Raw genomic sequence first — 24,646 nt, 5'->3', positions numbered from 1 at the left:
ATGTTACTCACAAGTTCAGGGGCTCGTGTTGTCGCCCAACCAGCCCTGCACCGGTGGCGGCCAGTGATCGGTCGTCAGGTAGTACGAGACGTATCCCGCGGTGACCGGCGTGAGCACGAGCAGCAGGAGCGTGAACAAGGTGAGCACGGCGCGGGCGAAGGGACCCCGCCGGTGCTCGTCCTCAACCGGCCGCGGGCGGCTCGGGGTGGCCTGCTGGGTGGGCCTGGACCGTGGCGGCAGCGGCGGCGGAACCTCACCGGGGCGGACCGGTTTGCCGTATTCGTCGTAGCGGGTCGCGGGCTCCACCTTCGGCGCGGGACCGGCCCCGCCGGACACGAAGACCCGCCCGGCCCTGGCCGGCCGCTGCGGCGGCGCGGAGACCGGCCGGTTGCTCCCCGGCGGCGGCCCCGGCACCTGCCCGGCCGTGTAGGTCCCGGACCTGGCGTTGCCGCCCGACCCGCGCGTGTTCCCCGGCGGCGCGGAGACCGGCCCCGCATCGGCGGGCGGCCCTCCGACCGGCGGCCCGGAGGTCGGATACCCAGCGGGCGGCCCGGAGGTCGGGTAACCGGCCGGCGCACCTCCAGCGGGCGGGCCCGAGGTTGGATAACCGGCCGGCGCACCTCCGGCCGGCGCACCTCCGGCCGGCGCACCTCCGGCCGACGTGCCCGAGGTCGGGTAACCGGCGGGCGGGGCCGAAGTCGGATAGCCGGGCGGCGGCGCCGAGGTGGGGCTCGTGACGGGCGGACCGGAGGCCGGATACGTGGGCGCGGGCCCGGCGCTGAACCCACCCGCCGGGGCCGGACCGGGCGGCCCGGAGGCCGGGATGCCGGACATCGGGGCCGCGGAAACCGGCGCGTCGGCGCTGATCGAGCCCAGATCGGGCCACAGCAGCCCGTCGACCGCGCCCACCGCGCCCACGCCCGCCGACTGGCCGGGCACCGGCCCGCCGGGCCCGCCGGGGGCACCGGGGGCACCGGGCGCGCCGGAACCACCGGCCCCGCCGAGATCACCGGAACCACCGGCTGCACCGGAACCACCGGCTGCACCGGAACCACCGGGCGCGCCGGAACCACCGGCCCCGCCGGAACCACCGGCCCCGCCGAGATCACCGGCCCCGCCGGGAGCACTGGTTCCCCCGGGACCACCGACCCCGCCCGGACCACCGACCCCGCTGAAACCACCGACCCCGCTGAAACCACCGACCGCGCCCGGGCCGGCGACGCCCGCCGGGCCGAACGCACCCGCCGGGCCGAACGCACCAGCCGGTGGGCCGGACGCCGGGGCGGGCTGCTGCCAGTCGAAGCCCGGCACCTGAGGGAACACGCCGGTCGCCGGGCCCGGGGCGGGCGCCGCGCCGGCGGGGATCGCTGTCGAGCCGGTGAGCATGCTGCCCTCGGCGACCACGAGCTCGGGCTGCTCGATCGCCACCGGGGCGGCGCCGAGGGCGCGGTGGAGCAGGGTCGCCACGAGGGGCATACGGCTCGAGCCGCCCACGAGGAAGACGCCGGCGATGCTGCCCTCGCTCAGCTGGGCCCAGCGCATCACGCCCTGGGTGACGCGGACCGTCTGCTCCAGCAGCGGCTGGGCCAGGCGCTCCAGCTCCTCACGGGTCAGGTGGACGTCCACGTTGAGCAGCGGGATGGTCAGGTCGGCGGACGGCTGGCGGGACAGCCGCTCCTTCGCGACCCGGGCATCGTCCCAGAGCATGCGGCGGTGCCGGCGGTCCTCGACCGTCGCCGGGCTCATCAGCCGCTGCCAGGCCGCCGGGTCCTGCGGCTGGCAGATCGACCCGATGTGGGCAACGATCGCGTTGTCGACGTCGATGCCGCCGATGTCGTCACGGCCGTCGACGGCGAGCACCTCAAAACCGCCGGCGGTGCGCGCCACCACCGACGCGTCGAACGTGCCAGCGCCGAAGTCGTGCACCACGACCACCGAGCCGACCGGCACCTCATGGCCGAGGACCTGGGTGAAATACGCCGCGGCGGCTACCGGCTCGGGCACCAGCCGCACCCGGCCGAGCCCGGCGGCGGCAGCGGCGTCGGCGACCGACAGCCGGCGGGTCGCGCCCCACGACGCCGGGAACGTCACGGTCACGTCGGGGGCCTCACCCCCGACGGTGCGCGTCCACTCGTCCCGCACGCGGCGCAGCACCACGGCGATGAGGTCGTTGACCGTCACCTCGCGGTCGCCGAGCAGCACGGTGCCCTCGTCGATGCGGCGCTTCGGGTTGGGCTCGAAGCGGGCCGGCTCCAGGCGCGCGCTGTGCACCGCGTCCCGGCCGACGACGATCTGACCGGCGGGCTCGGCGTAGACGGCCGACGGCAGCAGCGGTGAGCCCTCGAAGAGCAGGGGACGCGAACGCCCGTCCGGCCACCGCACCACCGCGACGGTGTTAGAGGTGCCGAAGTCGACACCGAGCCGGATCCCAGGCGTAGGCATGCCTGGAAGTCTAGGCGGCGCGCACTAACGCTCCGCGCCCTCGGAGGTGTCCGGTTCCGGAGCACGCGGGGGCTTGCGCACCCAGGCCCGAGCGGTCGGCAGCAGCAGGAGAACCGTCGAGGCCAGGAACACGACGCCGAGCGCTTCCGCCGACCGGTGGCCCAGCCCGGTGACCACCGCGCCCACGCCGAGCGTGCCGCAGAGCAGCAACGGGTACCACAGGTGCCCGTTCATCCCCTGCCGGAGCCGGCGGGCGGCATGGATCAGCAGCGACGCCAGGATCGCGCCCGCGATCGCCAGCTGCAGGGCATCACCCTGCAACTGGCGCCACTCGGCCTCGTCCCTGTTCTCCGGCTGCACCACCTGCACGAGCAGCGCGAGCGCGACAAAAACGAACAGCAGCACCGCGTACAGCGTCATGAACCGCGCCGGCCAGCGGATGGTCCACGGCGGACGGCGGCGCGGAGGAGGCGGGACGGGCGGCAGCACGTACTGCGGGACGTACACCACCCGCGGCGGCGGATAGACGACATGGATCGGCGGCGGTACCGGCACGAACGGCGGCCCCGGCCGCATCATCGGCACGGCCGCCGGTGACACCGGCCGCCGCTGCGGAGGCGGCGGGCTGTGCGGCACGATCCCCGCGGGCCCGGGACTGACCGGCGGCCCGGGTGACACCGGCGTGCCGGGCGGCACCAGCGGCCCGGACGGCACCGGCGTGCCGGGCGCCGGACCAGCCGGCGGACGCGGCGGCATCACCGGCGCCGGGCTGGCCGGGACGATCTCGGTCGACGGCTTGGCGGACCGCGGGCGCACCGCCGGGCCGACCAGCACGCTGCCCTCGGCGACCACCAGCTCGGGCTGCTCGATCATCACCGGCGCCCGCCCGAACGCCCGGTGCAGCTCGGTCGCCACCAGCGGCATCTGGCTCGCCCCGCCGACGAGGAAGATGCCGGCGATGCTGTCGGAGGTGACCTTCGACAGCCGTACCGTCTCCGCCAGCACCCGCACCGAGCGCTCCACCAGCGGCCGCGCGGCCGCCTCGAACTCGTCGCGGGTGAGCGGGACGTCAACGTCCAGCAGCGGCACCAGGACGGTCACCGCGGAGGTCCGCGACAGCCGCTCCTTCGCCTCCCTGACCTCTTCGCGCAGGAGCCGGGCGGCACGCGCCTCCTCGACCGTCGACGGCGCCGTGAGCCGCTGCCAGCCGTCGGCCGGGCAGGAACGCCCGATCAGGGTGAGCGCGGCCTCGTCGAAGTCCAGGCCGCCGAGGTCGTCGCGGCCACCGACGGCACGCACCTCGAAGCCTTCCGCCGTCCGCGCGACGACGCTGCCGTCGAACGTGCCGGCGCCCAGGTCGTAGACGACGACGGCGGAGCCGACCGGCACCATGTGGCGCAGGACCCGCACGAAGTACGTCGCGGCGGCCACCGGCTCGGGGACGAGGACGGCGCCGGTGAGACCGGCGGCTCGTGCCGCGTCCTTGAGCACCTTCCGCCGGGTGGCGGCCCAGCCGGCGGGGTGGGTCACCGTCACGGCCGTCGGTGCGCCGCCCGCGGTGCGGGTGAACTCGGCGAGGACCCGCCGGAAGACCGCGGTCAGCAGGGCGTGCACGGTGACGTCGCGCTCACCGAGCAGCACGGATCCGTCGTCGATGCGGCGCTTGGGGTTGGGCTCGAACAGCGACGGCTCCCGCCGGGCGCTGTGGAGTGCGTCACGCCCGACCACAAGATCGGCGTCGCCGGGCTCGCAGAAGACGGCGGACGGCAGCAGTGGCGAGCCGTCGAAAAGCAGCGGACGGACCCGCCCGTCCGGCCATCGCGCGACGGCCACGGTGTGCGACGTGCCGAAGTCGACACCCAAGGCCACCATGCGGGCGAGTCTAGAGCTACGGTGCTTGCTCCACAGCGCGCTGGAGGGCGCGGTAGATCTGGCCGAACTTCGGTGCGTCCGTCGTCGAGTAGATCATCGTTTCGCCGTCGCTGGTGCGGACCCAGATCTCGTGGACGCCCTTGCCGTGGTCGTGCGCCCGGTCGAGCAGGTCGAGCAGGGCCTCGACGCTGAACGCGACGATCCCGCCGATCATGACCACGCCGAGGATGCCGCCGGCGATGTACATCGTCTTCTGCTCGCCGCTGAAGTCGATCCGCCGGGCCAGGATGCCCCCGCCGACCAGCAGGCCGAGGACCACCAGCACCCCGAGGCCACGGGTCAGCAGCATGTAGCCGCCGTGGCGCAGCCTGCCGGTCCGCCGGTGCCAGATGTACGTCAGGGTCTCCAGCGGATACCAGACGTCATCGACCCGCACACCGCCGGAGCTGACGTGCACCACGTTGTCGCGGTAGTAGGTGGTGGCCATCGCACTTCACAGGGTACGGCGGAATACGCTGCGGGCAATGACAACGACGTTGAGGAGACACATGGTGGCGGAGAAGGCCGGCGCACTGGTTCAATTGGAGATCGCCGATGGCATCGGCACGATCCGGCTGGACCGGCCGCCGATGAACGCGCTCAACATTCAGGTCCAGGAGGAGCTGCGGGAGGCAGCGCGCGAGGCCACCGACAACGAGTCGGTCCGCGCGGTCATCCTCTACGGGGGACCGAAGGTGTTCGCCGCCGGTGCTGACATCAAGGAGATGGCCGGCATGGGCTACGCGGCGATGGCCGCCCGGGCGGGCGCGCTCAGCAGCGCGTTCGACGCCGTGGCCCGCATCCCGAAGCCGGTCGTCGCCGCGATCAACGGCTATGCGCTCGGCGGCGGCTGCGAGCTGGCGCTGACCGCGGACTGGCGGGTCGTGGCCGAGGACGCGACGCTCGGCCAGCCGGAGATCACACTCGGCATCATCCCCGGCGCGGGCGGCACGCAGCGTCTCGCCCGCCTCGTCGGCCCGGCGCGCGCCAAGGACCTCGTCATGACGGGACGGTTCGTCAAGGCGGACGAGGCGCTCGCGATCGGGCTGGCGGATCGGGTCGTACCAGCTGAGGCCGTCTACGACACCGCCGTGGAGATGGTGCGCCGGTTCGTCGACGGCCCCGCCCTGGCGCTGCGCGCGGCGAAGCTGGCCGTCGACGGCGGTCTGGACCTGGACCTGGCCTCCGGCCTGCGGTGGGAGAGCGAGCTGTTCGCCGCGCTCTTCGCCACGCAGGACAAGGCCGAGGGCATGGCCGCGTTCGTGGAGAAGCGGAAGCCGACCTTCACCGGGAAGTAGCCCGGCCCTCGCAACGCGGGTCGATGGCCGCCGGCCGCCGGGCCGGGGCGATCCAGGACAGTGCGGTCTGCTCGACCGACCAGCCGTGGACGGTGACCCGGCTGGCCGGCGGCCGGTCGCCCGCGTCGCACAGGGTCTTCGACCGCACGTGGTCGTTCAGCACGAACCGGACCGCGCCGCCGGTGTCGATCACGGTGGTCATCCGGTCGTCGACGGTGATGACGGAGCCGACGAGCACACCGTCGTCGACCTCCATCGCGACCGTCGGCAGGATCGGCGCCCGCAGGAAGATCACGCCGATCAGGAACGGGGTGGCGAACGCGGCGCACGCGGCCGGCCAGTGGGTGACGGCCCGGGCCGCCCGGGCGGGCACCGGCCCGGTCAGCAGCGGCGTCGCCGCCGGCGGCAGTGCCAGCAGCAGTACGGTCACCGCCTCGCCCTCCCGGATCGCGTCGACGATCGCCGGGCCGAAGAAGGTGTACTCCAGCAGGGCCGCGACGAACGGCAGCACCACACCCGTCGCGGCGGCGTAGGCGCCGACGTTGGCGACCCGCTGGCGGATCACCAGGCCGAGGATCGACAGGGTGGCCATCACCAGCGTGGGCAGGAACCGCAGCTGCCAGGTGAGCGCGCCGACGACGACGGCGACGACGACCACCCAGTCGGGGATGCGCCCGGCGACACGGGCCAGCCGGGACTGGGCGGCCCGGTGCGGGTCGCTGACGAGCAGCAGCGCGCCGAGGGCCCGGGTGAGCAGGATCGTCGCCGGGAAGACCCAGAGCAGCGCGATCGTCAGCGTGCTCAGCAGGCCGAGCGGGCTGACGTACTGCACCAGGAGCAGCATCGTCTGGAGGTTCTGGCGGCTCAGGTACCACAACCGCAGCACCAGCAGCACCAGCGGGAACGCCGGCAGCAAGGGCAGCAGCCACTGCCGGTCGGTCAACTGCGCTCCCACGGCCAGCGCCGCACGTCCGGCCGGCTGATCGCGGGCTGGTGGTCGATCGCGACCTGCTGGTTGGGGCTCCACCGCTGCTCGCTGCGCAGGTAGCGGTCGTACGCCTCCTCCCAGCGACGGTCCGCCGGGTCGTGCGCGGAGCGGTACAGGATGAGGTTGACCAGCGTCTGCATGGCCTCGTCGTCGCCGCAGTTGATGCCCCACAACTCGTCCTCGACCAGCCCGATGTCGTGGTGGGCGAGCGTCTTGCCCTCGTCCTCGGCGACGAACCCGGCGAGGATCGCGGCGTCGGTGGTCACCGCGTCGAACTCTTTGGCCTTGAGCCCGGCGACGCAGTCGCTGATCTCGTTCTTGCCGGAGAAGGTGACGCCGGCGGCCCTCGCCGCGTTGCTCGACGTGGAGGTCGCGAGCGTGCAGACCTTCTCGCCGCGCAGGTCCTCGAGACTGCTGACGCTCTTGTGCCCGGTCAGCGTGACGACCGACTGCTGGGTGCTCAGGTACGGCCCGGCGAACCGCACGCCCGGCTGCTCGGCCCGCTCCTTGGTCATGCTGAAGCTCGCCACCACGAGATCGACGGTCACGAACCGGCCGTCGGCGCCGCGGGCCTGCATGCGGGCCCGGTCCTCGGTCTCGATCGACAGGAACCGCACCTGGTCGGGGCGGAAGCCGAGATCACCGGCGACGAGGTAGGCGATGTCGATGTCGAACCCCGTGTATTCCCCGGTCGCCGGGTCACGCAGGCTCACGCCGGGTGTGTCGTCCTTCACACCGATGAGCAGGTCGCTCTTGCCGCCGACGGCCTGGCGGCGCAGCTCCGCCTCGGACGGCGGTCCGACGTCGATGACCACGACGACCGCCACGACAACGACGGCGACCAGGACCACGACCCATGCCACCAGCCGGACCAGCCGGGTCCGGTGGACCCGCCTCGGCTCCGGCGGCGCATCGACTTCCGGCTCTGTCAACGATCCTCCGTTTCGGTTCATCGAACCGTACCGAAGGATCGGCGGAGCCGTCAGGCCGCCTGCGCGTGATATCGGCCGTCGATTGTGGACAGTCGCAGCGGCAGGCCGAAGGCCTTCGAGAGATTCTCGGCGGTGACGGTATCTCTGAGCAGGCCCTGGGCGACCACGCCACCGTCCCGCATCAGCAGCGCGTGCGTGAACCCGGGCGGGATCTCCTCGACGTGGTGCGTGACGAGCACGATCGCCGGCGCGTCGGGGTCGGCGGCCAGGGTGCCGAGCCGGCGCACGAGATCCTCACGGGCGCCGAGGTCCAGACCCGCCGCCGGCTCGTCGAGCAGCAGCAGCTCCGGGTCGGTCATCAGCGACCGGGCGATCTGCACCCGCTTGCGCTCGCCCTCCGACAGCGTGCCGTAGAGCCGATCGGCGAGTGCGCCGACGCCGAACTGTTCCAGCAGGCCCCGCGCCCGGGCGACGTCAACGTCGTCATAACGCTCGGTGAACCGGCCGACCACCGCCCACGACGCCGTGAGCACCACGTCGAGGGCCGTCTCGTCCGGCGGCAGGGCCAGCCCGTTGGAGGTGAAGCCGAGCCGGGTCTTGAGCTCGTTGACGTTGATGCGGCCGAGCCGCTCCCCCAGCACCGTGACCGAGCCGCGCGAGGGGTAGAGGCGCGCACCGGCCAGGTTGAGCAGCGTGGTCTTGCCGGCGCCGTTGGGCCCGAGCACCACCCACCGCTCGTCGAGCTCGACCTGCCAGCTCACCGACCGGATGAGGTCGGTGCGGTCGCGGGTGACGGTCGCTCGATCCACGGCGATGACAAGGTCATCTGACACATGCCAATCCAACCACGAACCGAGCTGCGGTCCGAGCCTGCCCCCCACGCGGTCGGCGGAGCCCGTATCGTGCGCGGGGATGACTGCCGCACTGGAAATCGAAGGTCTTGTGAAGACCTACCAGAGCCTGTTCGGCAAGCCGCGGGTCGCGCTCGACCGCCTCGACATGGTCGTGGCGCGGGGCGAGATCCACGGCTTCCTCGGCCCGAACGGCTCCGGCAAGAGCACAGCGCTCAAGACGTTGCTCGGACTGCTGCGCCCCGACGCCGGAAACATGCGCATTCTCGGCCAGCCCGTGCCACGGGCGCTGCCGGCGGTCGCATCGCGGGTCGGCGCGATCGTGGAGGCGCCGGCGTTCTTCGGCAACTTCACGGCGTACAAAACCCTCTCACTGCTGGCGAAGGCCGGCGGCGTGCCGAAGGACCGGATCGGGATCGTCCTCGACCAGGTGGGGCTCACCGACCGCGCGGAGGACGAGGTCAAGTCCTACTCGCTGGGCATGCGACAGCGGCTGGCCGTGGCGTCGGCGCTGCTGAAGGACCCCGAGTTGCTGATCCTCGACGAGCCGAACAACGGCCTCGACCCGGCGGGCATCCGCGAGATGCGCGACCTGCTGCGCGAACAGGCCGACCGGGGCATGACCGTCGTGATCTCCAGCCACATCCTGGCCGAGATCCAGCAGGTCTGCGACTCGGTGACGATCATCTCGCGCGGGCGTACCGTCGCCGCCGGACCGGTGTCCGATGTGCTGGCGGTCGCCGACCGCGGCACGTATCGGGTGCGGGTCGACGACCACCACCGCGCCGCGCAGATCCTCGCCGACGCGGGCGCCGACGTGACCGTCGCGGGCGATCACATCGTCGTGCGCGACCTGGCCGACGCTGCGTGGGTGACGCGGGCGCTCGGCCTCAACGACTTCTGGGTGCGCGAGCTGACGCCGGTGGCGCAGCTGGAGGACGCGTTCCTGAGCCTGACCGGCGGCGGCCCGCGGCGCGGCCAGTTCCGCCCGGTGGACAACTCCGACTGGCCCGCGCAGGAGGACTTCGTAGACAGTCCGACGGGGGACGTCGTGGAACACGGACGGTCGTCATGACCTCGTTGCTCACCGCTGAGTGGACGCGGCTGTTCAGTCGCCGGGTCACGGTCGTCACGCTTGTGCTCATCGGCACGCTGCTGGCGTTCCTCACGTTCGGCTTCACGCTGACCCGCAGCACCCCGACGGCCGGCGAGGTCGCCACCGCCACCGAGCGCGCCGCCAGTGCCGCCGCCATCTACGACCGCAACCTCGAGGTCTGCGAAAAGGTGCAGAGCGGTCTTGAGGAGCCGGAGCCGGGCCAGGAGTTCCCGCGCGGCTGTGACTACGGCCCGCGCCCCACCGCCGACATGTTGCTCGACTACGGCTTCTCGTTCCACCGCCAGTGGCCCGACCTGTACTACGCCGCGGCGATCTTGCTGGCCGTGGCCGGGTTCGTGCTGGGCGCCTCGTTCGTGGGCGTGGAGTGGAGCTCTGGCGGCATGGTCAACCTGCTGCTGTGGGCGCCCCGCCGGGCGTCGGTCCTGGCCGCCAAGCTGATCGCCGTGTGTACCGGGGTGGCGGCCGTCTCGACGGTGTACCTGGCCGTCTGGACCGGCGCGTTCCTGGGCGTGGCCGCCGGCTCGGGCACCGTCAGCCAGATGTCGGGCTCGGACGTGGTGTCGCTGCTCCTGACCGGCGTGCGGGTCGTCCTGCTGGCAGTCGCGGGCGCAGCGCTCGGGTTCGCCATCGCCTCGATCGGCCGGCACACGTCGACGGCCCTCGGCGTCGGCGTCGCCTACCTGCTGATCTACGAGCTCGGGGCGATCATCATCTTCGGGCTGATCGGCACGGACTACTCGGAGAAGTACCGGCTGTCGAGTTACGTGTCGGCCTGGCTGGTGAAGAGCTACACCTTCGAGGTGGACGTCGCCGATTGCCGCGTGCGGGGCTGCGTCCCGGAGGCGAGCTTCTCCGGGAGCTGGCAGCAGGGTGGCCTGATCATCGCTCTGGTGGTGGCGGTAGTGCTGGCGGGCGCGTTTGTCAGCATGCGCCGTCGCGACGCCAACTGATCCGCGTTCGTGCGTGCGACGCGGCCGGCAAACGGCCGCTTCGCACGTCTCGGCCCTTTCCCGTTCGGCGCCCCGCGTCTCGGCGGCAGCACGGCCCGGTGGCTGCGTCCGGACCTTCTCGCGGCTCGGCAGCAGCACGGCCCGGCGGCTGCGTCCGGACCCTCTCGCGGCTCGGCCGCCGCACGGCCCGGCGGTCGTCAGGCCGTCGAGCCGAATACCTCCTCGCGGACCGCGTCCAGGCCGGTCAGGATCGCGCCGTGGAGGACCGGTTCCGACTCGACCTCCGTGGCCACCACCCGCGGCGACACCACCGCGATGGCGGCCACCTCGTGCTGCACCCGCTGGGCCAGGTCGGCGCCACCCGCCTGGCCGACGTCACCGGCCAGCACCACCAGCTCCGGGTCCAGGACCAGGCCGACCGACGCGACGCCCAGCGAGATGCGCCGGGCCAGCTCGTCGAGGAACGGGCTGCCCGCCGTGCCGGCGGCGATCGCGGACCGGATCGCGTCGGCGGCCCCGGTGGCCTTGAAACCGTGTGTCTTGGCGATCGCCTTGACCGCCGCCGCGTCGGTCAGGGTGCGGAACCCGCTCTTCGAACGGCGGGACACGTCGCGGCTCACCTGCGTGCCGGCGACCGGCAGGTATCCGATCTCGCCCGCCGCACCGACGCTGCCGCGGTGCAGGCGTCCGTCCAGGACGACCGCCGTGCCGACGCCGCGGTCCAGCCAGACGAGCACGAAGTCCTTCACTCCGACGGCGGCACCGCTGTGCTGCTCGGCGATCGCGGCCAGGTTCACGTCGTTTTCGAACATGACCGGCCGGCCGAGGTCCTCCTTCAGCGCGGGCAACAGCCCCCGGTGCCAGCGCGGCAGGTCCCAGGCGAAGGTGATCTCGCCGCTCTTCGGGTCGACGAGGCCCGGCGTGCCCAGGACGATCCGGCGGATGCGCTCGATCGGGGCGCCCCCGGCGCTCGCGGCCTCGACGACCGCGGCGTGGACGACCTTGACGGGGTCGTCCACCCCGTCGCCGATCGAGACGTCGGTGCGACCGACGATTTTGCCCGTGATGTCCGCCACTCCGGCGACCACGTGCTGCGGGCCGGCCTCAACACCGACGACGTACGCGGTCTCCGGCACCACGGCGTACATCTGCGCGTTGGGGCCCCGGCCGCCGGCCTGCTCGCCGACGCGCGCCACCAGGCCGCGCTCCTCCAGCCGCTCCACCAGCTGCGATGCGGTGACCTTGGACAGGCCCGTGAGCTCGCCGAGCTGCGCACGGGTCAGCGGTCCACGGCTCAGGAGCAGCTCGAGGGCGGCACGGTCGTTGAGGGCGCGCAGCAACCTGGGGGTGCCGGGCAATCGGGCGGAACTCATCGTGACGAACACCCCTAGTATTTAGGAAACTTTCCTATTAGCGTGCCACAGGCAACCTAATGCGAAAGCGTACGGTCGGGTCACCCACTCGGCCTACGCACAATTGGTCAAAAGCTCTTACGATCGTGGATAGCGCATTAGACGAGTGTGCAGCATTCGTCCGCGCCGAGGGGGGACACCGTGTCGACTGATCCCGGACTCCGCAGGCTGGCCCTGGGCACGCTGCTGAGCGCCTTCCGGGGGGAGCAGGCTCCGCGCTGGGCCGTGGACCTGCTCGCCGAAGGGCTGGCCGGGCATGTCCTGTTCGGGTTCAACATCGTGGAGCGCGGCCAGCTCGCCACGCTGAGCGCGAGCCTGCACGCCGCCCGCGACGGCGTCCTCATCGGCATCGACGAGGAGGGCGGCGACGTCACGCGGCTCGCCCATCACTCCGGCAGCCCGTATCCCGGCAATGCCGCCCTCGGCGTCCTCGGCGACCCCGCCATTACCCGCCGCGTCTACCGCACGATCGGCGCCGAGCTGGACGAGCTGGGGCTCAACCTCAACCTCGCGCCGACCGTCGACGTGAACACCGCCGACGACAATCCGATCATCGGCACCCGCAGCTTCGGCGCCGACCCGCAGGCGGTCGCCGCGCACACCGCCGCCGCCGTCCTCGGCCTCCAGAGCGCCGGGGTCGCGGCCTGCGCCAAGCACTTCCCCGGCCACGGCGCGACGCTCGCCGACTCGCACCTGGAGCTGCCGACGGTCGACATCGACCTGTCGGTCCTGCGCGGCCGGGAGCTGCCGCCCTTCGTCGCCGCGATCGAGGCCGGCACCAAGTCGATCATGACCGCCCACATCCGGGTGCCGTCACTGACCGGCGACGCCCCGGCCACGTTCAGCCGCGCGGTCCTCGTCGACCTGCTGCGCGGCGACCTCGGCTTCGACGGCGTCGTGGTCACCGACGCGCTGGAGATGCTCGGCGCCGCCCGGCACGCCGGCAGCGTCCCGGCCGGCGCCGTCCTGGCCCTGTCGGCGGGCGCCGACCTGCTCTGCATCGGCGCCGACGTGGACGAGGCGCTCACCCTGGCCTGCGTCGACGAGATCGTGGCCGCGGTCCACGACGGCCGCCTGCCGGTGGCACGCCTGGAAGAGGCCGTCGCCCGGGTCACCGCCCTGGCGGAGTGGACCCGCCAGGGCGACCGCACCGACCGCGAGGAGCCCGGTGTCGGCTACCCGGCCGCTCTGGGCGCGGTGCGCATCGAAGGCAAACTGGACGCGGGCACACCCCCGCTGATCGTCCAGCTGGAGTCGGAGTCCTCGATCGCCGCCGGCCGCGTCCCGTGGGGCCTGGGCCCGCACGTCAACAGCGCCGAGCAGGTCCGCGTGGTGGCCGACCAGACCGACGCCGCCCAGCTCCGTGCCCGGGCCGGCACCCGCCCGATCGTCGTCGTGGGCCGCAACGTCCACCGCCTCCCAGGCGCCCGCGCGCTGGTCGAGGGCTTGGCCGAGACCCACACGGTGACCGTGGTGGAGATGGGCTGGCCGTCGTCGTGGCGCCCGACCAAGGCGCAGGCGTTCATCACGACGTGGGGCGCCAGCCACGCCAACGGCCGAGCCGCCGCCCAGACCCTGGGCCTGGCCGCCTGACCACCCTTCATGATCCGGAAGACTTGACGCCGCTATTCGGCGTGAAGTCTTCCGGATCATGAAAACGTCGCCTGGCCGTGCGCCGCACTGTGCAGTCGCGCCGCTTGCAGGGCTGCACCTGCCCGCGCCACCCGCCCGCACGGAGCGCCCGGGCAACCTGACTCGCGGTAGGACAGGGCGTGGTCACGTCGGCCCAGCCGTACCGCAGCGTCCGCTCCCCCACCGCCGCGGACTCGTTGTCGCGTTGCCGGTCCCGGCTGCGACGCTCCTCCGGGTGGTACGCACGGCCGTCGAGCTCGACGACGGTGCCGAACCCGTCGTAGAGGACGTCGCGGTATTCGTGACGGTCGCCGACCCTCCGCTTCGCCTGCCGCCGACCCGGGGGCAGGCGATGGCCCCGCTCGACGTCACGTAGATATCGCCGCTCCAACACGGAGTGCACACCTTCGGCGGTGTCGTCGAGCACCGCTGTGATCAGCCGGCGCCACCGCAGCTGTTTCCGGTGGCTGACGGCATCCAGAATCCGCTCCGGAGTGGTCAGCCGACGACCGCACGCGGTGGTGATCCAGCCGACAGCGGTGTCGGCCCGCGTCGCCAGGTCACACAGGTCGAGCACGGTCTCTTCCACCCGGGTGCGGCGCAACGGCGAGCCGGCCTGGACGGCGATGCGGGCCCGATGGTGAACGACAACACCGGGCATCGGGCGGATGCGGCGTCCGGCGGGAATCGTCACATGGATCGGGTCGGACGGCTTGTCCACCAGCCCGTGGAGCTCGGCTGCGGTCCGGTGGCTCAGCGCCGCACCGCTGCCGGCCCGCAGCAGCACCGCCCAGAGCGTCGAAGCCCTGGTCGGTTCGCCGGTGAACGTGCGGTAGACGCCCCGGAAGACCAACACCCATCGCCCTGCGTCCACGTTCCGGCGGATCACGTCGGCGCGCAGTCCCGCCGCCAGTGCCTGAGCCCGTGTCACCACACCGGCCTGTCGCTTGAGCAGTTCGTCGAGCACCCGCCAAGCGTCACGGCGGCATGGACGGCTACGGAAGGACCAACTTCGGCCTGTGGATAACTCCGCCATGATCCGGAAGACTTCGCGCTGAATAGCGGCGCGAAGTCTTCCGGATCATGGGCGGTCAGGCGGCGGACGTGCGGACCAGTGTGCGGATCTGGCGGAGCAGCACCGAGATGGCGGCCAGGTCGCCCGGGGACTCGCCGAACTCGCCGATCGCGTTGCGGGTGCGGGCGATCGACGTGGCGTTGCTCTGCTCCCACTCGTGGACGCGGGCCTCGGCGTCGTCCGGCGCCGTCGCGTTGAGGACCTCCGCCGTCAGGGCGGCCAGTGCGGCGTACAGGTCGTAGCGCAGCGCCATCCGGGCCAGCGTCTGCCAACGGTCCTCACGCGGCAGGTTGGAGATCCGCGAGAGCAGGTCGTCGACGCGGAACCGCTCCGACAGCACGTAGTAGACCGTGGCGACCTCGCTGACCTCCCGGCCCGTCTGCGACGCGACCTCGACGATGTCGAGGAGGCCGAAGCCGTACGTGATCCGGGTCGTCGTGTCCGCGATCTCGTCCGGCAGGCCCATCTCCCGCAGCGTGGCCGTGTTGGCGTGCAGCGCCTCCCGCTCCTGGCCACGGAACAGCGTCTCCAGCTGCGGCAGCAGGCGCGAGATGCCGGGGCGCAGGCGGGCGATCTCGCCGGGGACGTCGATCGGCAGGCGACGGTTGGAGACCAGCCAGCGGACCGCGCGATCGAGCAGTCGCCGGCCCTCCAGGTAGACCGCCGTCTGCGCCTCCGTCGGGACCTGGTTGTCGAGGGACTCGACGGCGCGGCGCAGCTCGCCCAGGCCGTACACCTCCCGGATCACCACGGATGCCCGGAGGATGTCGGCGGCGCCGGCTCCGGTCTCCTCGGCGGCGCGGTGGAAGAACGACGTGCCCCCGTGGTTGACGGCCTCGTTGACCACCTGCGTGGTGACGATCTCGCGGCGGAGCGGGTGCTCGGCCATCGCCTCCACGAACCGCTCCCGCAGCGGGGTCGGGAAGTAGTCGACGAGCACCTCGTTGGTCCAGTCCTCGTCGGGCAGGTTGGAGTCGAGGATCTCGTGCTCGAGGACGATCTTGACGTAGGACAGCAGGACCGCGAACTCGGGTGAGGTCAGGCCGACCCCTGCCTCGGCGCGCGCGTCGAGGTCCTCGTCGGTCGGCAGGCCCTCCAGCGCGCGGTCGAGCTGGCCGCGCCGCTCCAGGTCGGCGATGAGCCGCTTGTGGACCGGCAGCAGCGAGCGGGACTGCGCGCGGGCGTTGCCGAGCGCCGTCGCCTGGTCGTAGTTGTCCTTCAGGACCAGCTCGCCGACCTCGTCGGTCATCTCGGCGAGCAGCGGGTTGCGGTCCTTCGAGGCGAGCGCACCGTCGAGGACCGCGCGGTCGAGCAGGATCTTGATGTTGACCTCGTGGTCGGAGCAGTCGACGCCGGCGGAGTTGTCGATGAAGTCGGTCGCGATGCGGCCGCCGCCGAGCGCGTATTCGATCCGGCCCCGCTGGGTCAGGCCCAGGTTTCCGCCCTCGCCGACGACCTTGGCGCGCAGCTCGCGGCCGTTGACCCGGATGTAGTCGTTGGCCTTGTCGCCGACGTCGGCGTGCGACTCGCTCGTGGCCTTGACGTACGTCCCGATGCCACCGTTCCAGAACAGGTCCACCGGCGCGGCCAGGATCGCGTGCATCAGCTCGTTGGGCGTGAGCGCGGTGATCAACGCCGGGATCCCCAGCGCCTCCTTCGCCTCGGGCGAGATCGGGATCGACTTCGCCGTCCGCGGGTAGACACCGCCGCCGGCGGAGATCAGCGCCTTGTCGTAGTCGTCCCACGAGGACCGGGGCAGCTTGAACAGCCGCGACCGCTCCTCGAACGCCGTCGCGGCGTCGGGCTGCGGGTCGATGAAGATGTGCCGGTGGTCGAACGCGGCCACGAGCCGGATGTGCCGCGAGAGCAGCATCCCGTTGCCGAACACGTCACCGGACATGTCGCCGACGCCGACCACCGTGAACTCGGTCGTCTGGGTGTCGACGCCGAGGTCGCGGAAGTGCCGCTTCACCGACTCCCAGGCGCCCCTGGCGGTGATGCCCATCCTCTTGTGGTCGTAGCCCGCCGAGCCGCCGGACGCGAACGCGTCGCCGAGCCAGAAGCCGTACTTCATCGAGATCTCGTTGGCGATGTCCGAGAACGTCGCGGTGCCCTTGTCGGCGGCGACCACCAGGTAGGGGTCGTCGGGGTCGTGCCGCACCACCTCGGGCGGCGCGACGACCTTGCCGCCGTCGAGGTTGTCGGTGACGTCGAGCAGGGCCGAGATGAACAGCTGGTAGCACTCGACGGCCTCGTCGCGGTCGCCCGGCTTCTCCTTGAGGACGAACCCGCCCTTGGCACCGGTCGGCACGATGACCGCGTTTTTCACCATCTGCGCCTTGACCAGGCCGAGGATCTCGGTCCGGAAGTCCTCGCGCCGGTCGGACCAGCGCAGACCGCCCCGCGCGACCGAGCCGAACCGCAGGTGCACACCCTCGAACCGCGGCGAGTAGACGAAGATCTCGAACCGCGGTCGCGGCGCCGGCAGGTCGGGGATCGACTGCGAGTCGAACTTGAAGGCCGTGTACGACTTGGGGCGCCCCGCCGAACCACGCTGGAAGAACGACGTGCGCAGCGTGGCCTGGATCAGGTGCAGGAACGAACGCAGGATGCGGTCCTGGTCGAGGCTGGTCACCGTGTCGAGGTCCTCGTTGATCGCCGCGACCATCTCCTTCGACCACTCCGACCGCGCCGTCTCCGACAGCTGCAGTCGCGGGTCGAAGCGTGCCGTGAACAGGTCCACGAGTTTCGCGGCGATCGAGGGGTAGGCCAGGAGCGTCGTCTCCATGTAGTCCTGCGAGAACACCGTGCCGGCCTGGCGCAGGTACTTCGCGTAGGCCCGGAGGATGACGACCTCGCGCCAGGTCAGGCCGGCCCTCAGCACGAGGCTGTTGAAGCTGTCGACCTCGGCCTCACCCCGCCAGGTGGCGGAGAACGCGTTCTCCAGGTGCGGGCGGACCTCGACGATCGCCCTCGAGTCGGACGGCAGTTGCAGCCCGAAGTCGTAGAGATAGATGGTGCCGTCGGAGCGGACGATCTCATACGGCCGCTCGTCGGTGACCCGCACGCCGAGCGAGTGCAGCACCGGGAGGACGGCGGAGAGGATCATCGGCTCGCCGTGGCGGAACACCTTGAACCGGATGTCGCTCTCATCCCGCCGGCGCCGGTAGACGTGCATGACGAGCTGACCCGGCTCGTCGAGCAGCTCCAGCTTGGCGACGTCCTTCACCGCTTCGTTCGGCGTGTGCTCGTCCTTGTACGTCTCGGGGAGCGCGCCCACGTAACGCTGATGGAGCTGTTTGGCCTGGTGCTCGTCGTTGAGCTTGCGCTCCAGCACCATGTGGAAGTCGTCGTCCCACAGGCGGGTGGCCTCGGCCAGGCGCTCGGTGAGACGGTCGACGTTGATGTCGCCGGGCGGGTTGCCGGGCTCGGTACGCACGATGAAGTGCACCCGGGCGAACTTCGACTCACCGACCCGGGTGGTGTAGTCGACGCCGATGCCGTTGAGCTCGGCGAGCAGGATCTGCTGGATGCGCAGCCGGTTGGCAGTGGTGAACCGGTCACGGGGCAGGTAGACCAGGCAGGAGATGAACCGACCGTAACCGTCGCGGCGCAGGAACAGACGCAGCTGGCGACGGCCGGCCAGGCGCAGGACGCCCATGACGGCGTTGAAGAGCTCGTCGGTGGTGATCTGGAAGAGCTCGTCGCGCGGGTAGGTCTCCAGCGTCTCCAGCAGGTCCTTGCCGGAGTGGCTGCGCGGCGACAGCCCCGAGCGCTCGACCACCTCGGCGACCTTGCGCTTGACGACCGGCAGGTCACGGACGCTGGTGCGGTAGGCCGCCGACGAGAACAGGCCGAGGAACCGCTTCTCCCCCACCACGTTGCCCTCGGCGTCGAACTGCTTGAACCCGATGTAGTCCAGGTAGGCCGCGCGGTGCACGGTCGCGCGCGAGTTGGCCTTGGTGATGATGAGGAGGCGCTTCTCCAGTGCCTTGGCGTAGGCCTCGGCGGTCATCGAGCTCAGCACCCGGGGGTGCGTCTGGTCGGCACGCAGGATGCCCAGGCCCGAGCCGAGCACCGCCTGCAGCAGCTCCTCGCCGTCGTCGCCCTTGGTCAGCCGGTATTCCCGGTAGCCGAGGAACGTGAAGTGGTCGTCCACCAGCCAGCGCAGCAGCTCGACGGAGTCGGTGATGTCCTTGTCCGGCACCGGCAGCTGCGCACTGCCGAGCTCGTCGGCCAGCGCGAGCGCCTGGATGCGCATCTTGGGCCAGTCCTCGACCGCCTCGCGCACGTCGTTGAGCACTCGGGCCAGGTCGTTGCGCAGTTCCTCGAGATCGGCCTCGTCGCGGATCCGGTCGACCTCGATGCGGATCCAGCTCTCGACGATGTCACCCGGTGCGGCGTCCTCGGGCTCGAGGCCGACCCGGACCTTTTCCAGCGCGCCCAGCGGTGCCCGCCGGACGACGACCAGCGGATGGACCATCAGATTCAGATCGATGTCGCGCGACGACAGGGCGCTTGTGATCGAGTCGACGAGGAACGGCATGTCGTCGGTGACGATCTCCAGCGACGTGCCGCCGGCGACGCTCATGCCGAGTCGGAGCTTCAGCTCGCCGGGCACCCGCTGCTGAGCCAGCTCCAGATGCGACCGGGTAGCGGCGACCATCTTGGCCACATTGCAGCCGGCGAGCTCCTCGTCGGGCACGAGGCGCCAGTAGTGCGCGACCAACTCGGGGTCGGCGTCCTGGGCTGTCGCCAGGACGACGGCCTCCGCGACCAGATGCTCCGCGTTTGGCACGTGCTGCTCTAACTCGTCGTCCTCGACCGCAGGTTCGGCAGTGGTTTCGCTCACCCGGGTGGCCGTAGGCCGGTTCATCGGTTGTTCTCCCCTCACCCACGACGCTGTGGGTTGTCCATGGACAGCCTAAGACGTACCCCTGACATGTCGACCCGCCGCCTCGTCCGACAACCGTCGGTTACCCGATCGACCACACACCCGTGCACTAATTGTCGTACTTGTTCGATCTTGGGGCGTGCGGATCCTGGCTTTCATGACGCAGAATCGCCCCCATGGCCGTTTCACTCCGTCGCCCCATCGCCCTCTTCGCCGCCCTGGCGTTGCTCGGCATGTTGCCGGCGTGTTCGAGCAAGCCGCCGGACGACGCGTTGAAGACGTTCCTCGGGGCGTGGGAGCAGGGCAACATCGCGGGCCTGAAGTTTGTGGGTCCGGATGGCAAAGCGCTCAGTGGCGACGCGGCCCAGAACCTGCTGACCACAGTCGCCGGCGACCTCGCCGCCCAGCCGCCGAAGCTGGCGCTCAAGGGCGCCCCGGCGGTCAAGGACGACCAGAGCAGCGCGGTCGTCAGCGTGGAGTGGCCGGTGTCGGGCTCCACGTGGGCGTACGACACGACGGTCAACGCCAGGCGGGTCGACAAGCAGTGGACGGTGGTCTTCAGCGCGAAGACGATCCACCCCGACCTTCAGGACACCGACAAACTCGCCGTCCGCAAGACCGCGGGCACCCGCGGGAGCATCCTCGACGGCTCCGGCCAGCCGATCGTGAGCAGCAAGTCCGTGGTCGTCGTCGGCGTGGAGCCGCGTCAGATCACCGACATCAACCTGGTCGTCAAGAACCTCGGCGAGGCGTTCACGGCGGCGAACGTGTCCGTCGACCTGACCAACCTGCCCAACCGGGTGAAGTCCGCCAAGTCCGACGCGTTCGTCGAGATCGTCACGCTCCGTAAGGAGGTGTACGACTCGGTCGCGAACAAGCTCCGCTCGACGCCGGGCGTCGTCACCCGCAACTCGACGCAGTCGCTGGGGCCTTCGGCACAGTTCGCCCGCGCACTCCTCGGCACCTCCGGCGAGGTGACGAAGGAGATCATGGACAAGAACCCGGGCAAGTACAAGATCGGCGACGTCGTCGGCCTGTCGGGGCTGCAGCAGAAGTACGACTCGATCCTCCAGGGCAAGCCCGGCGTCTCCGTGGTCATCCCCAAGCCCACCGGTACACCCGATGTGAAGCTCTTCTCCGCGGATCCCGCCGAGGGCGCCAAGATCAAACTGACGCTCGACGTCAACGTCCAGAACGCGGCCGAGCAGGCCCTGGCGCTCGACACGCGCCGCTCGGCCCTGGTCGCGATCCGGATCAGCGACAACTCGATCGTCGCGGTCGCCAACGGTCCCGGCGCGGCCGGCAACAACTTCGCGCTGACCGGCCAGACACCACCCGGCTCGACGTTCAAGACGATCACCGCGCTGGGCGCGCTGGACAAGGGCCTCACCGGCGAGTCGATCGTGCCGTGCCCGAAGAACCTGACGGTCGACGGCCGCACCTTCCGCAACTCCCACGACATGGAACTCGGCGACGTCCCCCTGCGCACCGACTTCGCGAAGTCGTGCAACACCGCGTTCGCCAGCCTGGCGCCGCAGCTGGGCCCCGACGGCCTGGCGAAGACCGCCCAGACGGTCGGCATCGGCATCCCGTGGGACCTCGGCACGGACGTGTTCACCGGCAAGGTCTCGGCGAACGGCTCGAAGTCCGAGCAGGCGGCCGCCGCCTTCGGCCAGGGCACCACGCTGGCGTCCCCGGTCATCCTGGCCGGCGCGGCGGCGGCGATCGCCCGCGGCCAGTGGAAGCAGCCGCAGCTCGTCCTCGACCCGGCCCCCAAGGACCCGGCGGCCGACGGCCCGCAGCTCAACCAGGCGTCGCTGGACGCACTGCGGCAGATGATGCGCGAGGTGGTCACGGTCGGCACGGCGGACCAGTTGAAGAACCTGCCGGGCGACCTGCGGGGCAAGACCGGCACGGCGGAGTACGACAACGACCCGGCACACACGCACTCGTGGTTCATGGGGTACCGCGGCGACATCGCATTCTGCGTGTTCGTCGAGAACGGCGGCGCCAGTACCGCGGCGGCGGTCCCGATCGCCGGCAAGTTCTTCCAGACGATCGGCTGATCTCGGCGGGGTGGCCGGACGCGCAGACGACCACCACCCCGCCACAACTGTCCGGTGCCCCACTGCGGGCCGACCTTCCCTTCAGCACCTCACGAACCCACATACTGGTATGACATCGTCATACATCGATTGGCTAGACGCCCAGTTTTCATGATCCCGAAGACTTTGAGCACCCGGGGAGGCGCAAAGTCTTCGCGATCACGAAAAAGCACCTTCATGCACCGACGTCGATGCACCAAGATGTCCGGAATGTCGGCCGAGGTGGGCCAGGCTGTCGAGAAGCATCGGGTTCCGTGAGCGCGGGGCGCCCGAGCGTGCGGCTCCGTGCGCGCCGGTCGCACGGGCGCGGCTCACACGAGGCGCGGCCCAAACGGGCGCGGCTCACACGGGGGCGCGGCCTGCACGAGACGCGGCTTACACGAACACGAGGCGCGGCTTACATGAACACGAGGCGCGGCTTACACGAGGCGCGACCTGCGCGGACGCGGCTCGCATGAGTGCGGCTCGCATGGCGCTAATGCGGTGTCCACCCAACGCCGACCGGGTCCGCCAGCGTCGATCTTGCAGTGGTGGTGCCGAGACACTCCCTGAATACCCGATTTGTTAGACACCACCACTGCAGGATCGACGCGCGACAAACCGGCGAACGTTAGTGGACACCGGACTGGCTGCATGGGCGCACCGGATTCGAGGCCATCGGGGCATCCCGCCGGGTTCGTTGCAGGCGACAGGTCCATGAAATCGGCAGGTCAACGAGGACGGCACCTGCTGCATCGCCCGCCGTCAGCGCCGCTCGAACCGTCGCGCAGTGATCAGCCGGTCAGCTCGCCGGCTCGGGTTCCTCCTCGTCGAGGGGTGTCCGGGCCGCCGGCACGACGTCGGCCAGCGGCGACTCCGGGGGCTCCGCCCCGTCCGCATCCTCGCGGTGCGGGACCGTCTGTGCGGGCACGAACGGCACCGCCAGCGCACCCGGCCTCAGCATTCCCACCCGCCCGGGCTCCATGCCGTCCAGCTCCGCGGGATCAGGATCGTCCTCCTGTTCCGGCAAAGCCTCGACGGACTCCGGCGGAGCCGGCACAGGAGGAGCGGAGACAACAGGCGGCACCGAGACCACCGGCGGAGCGGAGACCACCGGAGGAGCGGAGACCACCGGAGGCGCAGAAACCGGAGGAGCGAAGACCGCCGGAGGAGCCGGGACAGGAGGAGCGGACACAACAGGAGGAGCCGACACAGGAGGGATCAGGTCCGCCGCGACCAGGGCCGACGACGTCACCAGTGGCTCCAGGCCCGCCACCAGCGCGTCGGTCACCTCCGCCGCATACCGGCCGTCCGGATCGTAGTCCGGATCGAACACCGTCACCTGGGCGCCGACGCAGCGGGGGTCGGACACCAGGCCGCTCAGCAGGATCTCCAGCTCCCGGTACGCGATGCCGCCCACATCGGGGGCGTCGACCGCGGGCATGACCGCGGGGTCGAGCACGTCGACGTCGATGTGGACCCAGAAGCCGGCGCAGTCGCGGAGCTGGTCGCGGGCCCACTGCGCCGAACGCGCCGCGCCGTTGGAGCGCAGTTCCGGGACGGCGCGCGCGACGATGCCCGCCGCCTGCAGATCCAGACGGTACTCATCGTGCGTGCGGATGCCGAGCAGCACCACGTCGACGTCGCGGAAATACGGGCGCCGCTGCTCGATCGCCGACAGGTTGGCCTGGCCGCGGCCCGTGGCCAGGGCCAGGGCCTCGCCCGCGGCGGCGCCGACGTACGACGCGTTGCCCTCGTGCCGGAAGTCGGAGTGACCGTCGACGTAGACCAGCCCGATCCGCCCGTCGAGCGTCGCCGCGTAGCGCCGCATCGCCAGGCCCGCGCCCAGGAGGATCGAGCAGTCACCGCCGAGAACCAGCGGGAAGTCGCCGGCGCCGAGGATCGTGCCGATCCGGTCGGCCAGCCGGCGGACGAACACGACGATCTCGTTCGCCTGGGCCACGCCGTCGCCGGGCTGCCACCCCGCCGGGTCGTACCGCGGCGGGGTGATGCACCCGGCGTCACGGGCGCCCAGGCGGGTCAGCAGCCCGTTGTCGCGCAGGGCGCCGGGTGCCTTCGCGCAGCCGGGCACGGAGGTGGCGGTCGGTGGCCGCAACCCCAGGTTGCTCGGTGCGTCGACGACGGCGATCCGGCGCATGTGCGCCCGGCTCAGAAGATCGCGCTCGCCAGCGCCCGGCGGGCCTTGGCGACCGCGGGGTCGTCGGGGCCGGCGACGGCGAACAGCGAGACCAGGTGCTTGCGCGCGGTCTCCCGGTCGTCGCCCGCCGTGCGGCGGATCAGGTCGACGAGTCGCAGATAGGCCTTTTCCGCCTCGCCCGACAGCACCTCGACGTCGGCGGCGAGCAGCTGCGCCGCCACGTCGCCGGGCGCGGCCTGCGCCGCGGCCAGGACCGCACCGAGGTCGACGCCCTCGGTGCGGCGGAGCAGCCCGACCTGCGCCAGGCCCGACTCGGCCACGGCGTCGTTGGGCGTCTCCGCCAGGATCTTGCGGTAGGCGGCCTCGGCCGCGTCCAGGTCACCGTCGGCCATGGCGTCGTCGGCGGCGAGCAGGCGCGGATCCTCCGGCTGCTCGACCTCGACACCGGCGGCCTTGAGCACCGCGTCGATCCACTGGCGCAGGTGCGGCTCCGGCAGCATCTGGTTGAAGGCGTCGACCGGCTGGCCGCCGACGATCGCCACCACAAACGGGATGCCCTGGATCCGGAACATCTGCGCGAGGCGCGGGTTGGCCTCGATGTCGGCCCTGGCGAGCACCCAGGCACCGTTGCTCTCCGCCGCGAGCTTCTCCAGCAGCGGGGAGAACTGCTGGTGCGGCTGGCTGCCGGCGACGTAGAAGTCGACCACGACGGGCGTGGTCAGCGACCGCTGCAGAACCTCGTTCTGGAAGTTCGCCTCGGTGACGTCGACGATGTGCGCACTGGGGGAGGCGGGGGTGGGCTGGGCAGATCGCTGCGCGGCGGCCGCGTTGCTGCGGGCCAGGGCGCCGAGGTCCACCGCCCCGCGGGTGAAGATCGACTGGGTCTGCCGTGGGTCGCTCAT

The 24,646-nt window shown here is 71.5% G+C and carries 16 protein-coding genes; 5 read left to right on the top strand and 11 right to left on the bottom strand.

The features are described from left to right. Positions 1–15: 15 nt before the first annotated feature. From Dfulv_RS48390 to Dfulv_RS07155, 3 genes are read right to left on the bottom strand one after another with little or no spacing between them, the layout of a single operon-like run. Positions 16–2,442, bottom strand: a complete 2,427-nt coding sequence (locus Dfulv_RS48390; RefSeq protein WP_264675835.1) for an Hsp70 family protein — start codon at positions 2,440–2,442, stop codon at positions 16–18. Positions 2,443–2,466: 24 nt separating this feature from the next. Continuing rightward, positions 2,467–4,314 carry an Hsp70 family protein gene (locus tag Dfulv_RS07160; protein WP_259861848.1) on the bottom strand — a complete coding sequence of 616 codons (1,848 nt, stop codon included), beginning with the start codon at positions 4,312–4,314 and terminating at the stop codon, positions 2,467–2,469. Between the two features lie 16 nt (positions 4,315–4,330). After that, positions 4,331–4,801 (bottom strand): DUF6232 family protein, encoded by a 471-nt coding sequence (locus Dfulv_RS07155; RefSeq protein WP_259861847.1) that lies wholly within the window; start codon positions 4,799–4,801, stop codon positions 4,331–4,333. A 37-nt stretch (positions 4,802–4,838) separates the two neighbouring features. Here Dfulv_RS07155 and Dfulv_RS07150 point away from each other — a divergent pair, with 37 nt between their 5' ends. Then, positions 4,839–5,651, top strand: a complete 813-nt coding sequence (locus Dfulv_RS07150; protein ID WP_259861846.1) for an enoyl-CoA hydratase/isomerase family protein — start codon at positions 4,839–4,841, stop codon at positions 5,649–5,651. Here the strand turns inward: Dfulv_RS07150 and Dfulv_RS07145 are convergent. Genes Dfulv_RS07145 through Dfulv_RS07135 form a run of 3 tightly spaced genes read right to left on the bottom strand, consistent with a single transcriptional unit; the run spans position 5,638 to position 8,452 of the window. Next, the gene (locus tag Dfulv_RS07145) at positions 5,638–6,594 is read right to left on the bottom strand and encodes a hypothetical protein (protein ID WP_259861844.1); all 957 of its coding nucleotides are present in this window, start codon (positions 6,592–6,594) and stop codon (positions 5,638–5,640) included. The two genes, Dfulv_RS07150 and Dfulv_RS07145, sit on opposite strands and share 14 nt — an antisense overlap. Next, positions 6,591–7,571 carry a transporter substrate-binding domain-containing protein gene (locus tag Dfulv_RS07140; RefSeq protein ID WP_259861842.1) on the bottom strand — a complete coding sequence of 327 codons (981 nt, stop codon included), beginning with the start codon at positions 7,569–7,571 and terminating at the stop codon, positions 6,591–6,593. The genes Dfulv_RS07145 and Dfulv_RS07140 overlap by 4 nt, the downstream gene beginning before the upstream one ends. Before the next feature lie 50 nt (positions 7,572–7,621). Next, on the bottom strand, positions 7,622–8,452 hold the full coding sequence (locus Dfulv_RS07135) for an ABC transporter ATP-binding protein (RefSeq protein ID WP_406567942.1): 831 nt from the start codon (positions 8,450–8,452) through the stop codon (positions 7,622–7,624). A gap of 31 nt (positions 8,453–8,483) precedes the next feature. Here Dfulv_RS07135 and Dfulv_RS07130 point away from each other — a divergent pair, with 31 nt between their 5' ends. Continuing rightward, the gene (locus tag Dfulv_RS07130) at positions 8,484–9,497 is read left to right on the top strand and encodes an ABC transporter ATP-binding protein (RefSeq protein ID WP_259861840.1); all 1,014 of its coding nucleotides are present in this window, start codon (positions 8,484–8,486) and stop codon (positions 9,495–9,497) included. Further along, complete coding sequence (locus Dfulv_RS07125; protein WP_259861839.1) at positions 9,494–10,489, top strand: ABC transporter permease; 996 nt, start codon at positions 9,494–9,496, stop codon at positions 10,487–10,489. The genes Dfulv_RS07130 and Dfulv_RS07125 overlap by 4 nt, the downstream gene beginning before the upstream one ends. 197 nt (positions 10,490–10,686) lie before the next feature. Here Dfulv_RS07125 and Dfulv_RS07120 read toward each other — a convergent pair whose 3' ends face one another. Beyond that, a complete protein-coding gene (locus Dfulv_RS07120) occupies positions 10,687–11,862 on the bottom strand; it encodes an ROK family transcriptional regulator (RefSeq protein WP_259861838.1) in 1,176 nt (391 codons plus the stop codon). Between the two features lie 180 nt (positions 11,863–12,042). Between Dfulv_RS07120 and Dfulv_RS07115 the strand changes: the two genes are divergently transcribed. Next, the gene (locus tag Dfulv_RS07115; protein WP_259861837.1) at positions 12,043–13,494 is read left to right on the top strand and encodes a glycoside hydrolase family 3 protein; all 1,452 of its coding nucleotides are present in this window, start codon (positions 12,043–12,045) and stop codon (positions 13,492–13,494) included. Positions 13,495–13,501: 7 nt separating this feature from the next. On the opposite strand, the gene Dfulv_RS07110 is transcribed toward Dfulv_RS07115, so the two are convergent. Further along, a complete protein-coding gene (locus tag Dfulv_RS07110; RefSeq protein WP_259861836.1) occupies positions 13,502–14,500 on the bottom strand; it encodes a type IV toxin-antitoxin system AbiEi family antitoxin domain-containing protein in 999 nt (332 codons plus the stop codon). A 124-nt stretch (positions 14,501–14,624) separates the two neighbouring features. Continuing rightward, complete coding sequence (locus tag Dfulv_RS07105) at positions 14,625–19,484, bottom strand: NAD-glutamate dehydrogenase (RefSeq protein WP_259861835.1); 4,860 nt, start codon at positions 19,482–19,484, stop codon at positions 14,625–14,627. Positions 19,485–19,678: 194 nt separating this feature from the next. On the opposite strand from Dfulv_RS07105, the gene Dfulv_RS07100 reads away from it, so the two are divergent. Next, positions 19,679–21,568 (top strand): penicillin-binding transpeptidase domain-containing protein, encoded by a 1,890-nt coding sequence (locus Dfulv_RS07100; RefSeq protein WP_259861834.1) that lies wholly within the window; start codon positions 19,679–19,681, stop codon positions 21,566–21,568. An 820-nt stretch (positions 21,569–22,388) separates the two neighbouring features. On the opposite strand, the gene Dfulv_RS07095 is transcribed toward Dfulv_RS07100, so the two are convergent. Next, entirely contained in the window at positions 22,389–23,744 is a 1,356-nt protein-coding gene (locus tag Dfulv_RS07095; protein ID WP_259861833.1) for an arginase family protein, read from the bottom strand. Between the two features lie 11 nt (positions 23,745–23,755). Next, positions 23,756–24,646 (bottom strand): tetratricopeptide repeat protein, encoded by an 891-nt coding sequence (locus Dfulv_RS07090; protein WP_259861832.1) that lies wholly within the window; start codon positions 24,644–24,646, stop codon positions 23,756–23,758.

Origin of the sequence: Dactylosporangium fulvum, from assembly GCF_025137375.1 — a bacterium.
Classification (GTDB): Bacteria; Actinomycetota; Actinomycetes; order Mycobacteriales; family Micromonosporaceae; genus Dactylosporangium; species Dactylosporangium fulvum.
The sequence above is the reverse complement of the archived record's forward strand: the minus strand, read 5'-3'. Positions and strand labels throughout refer to the sequence as shown.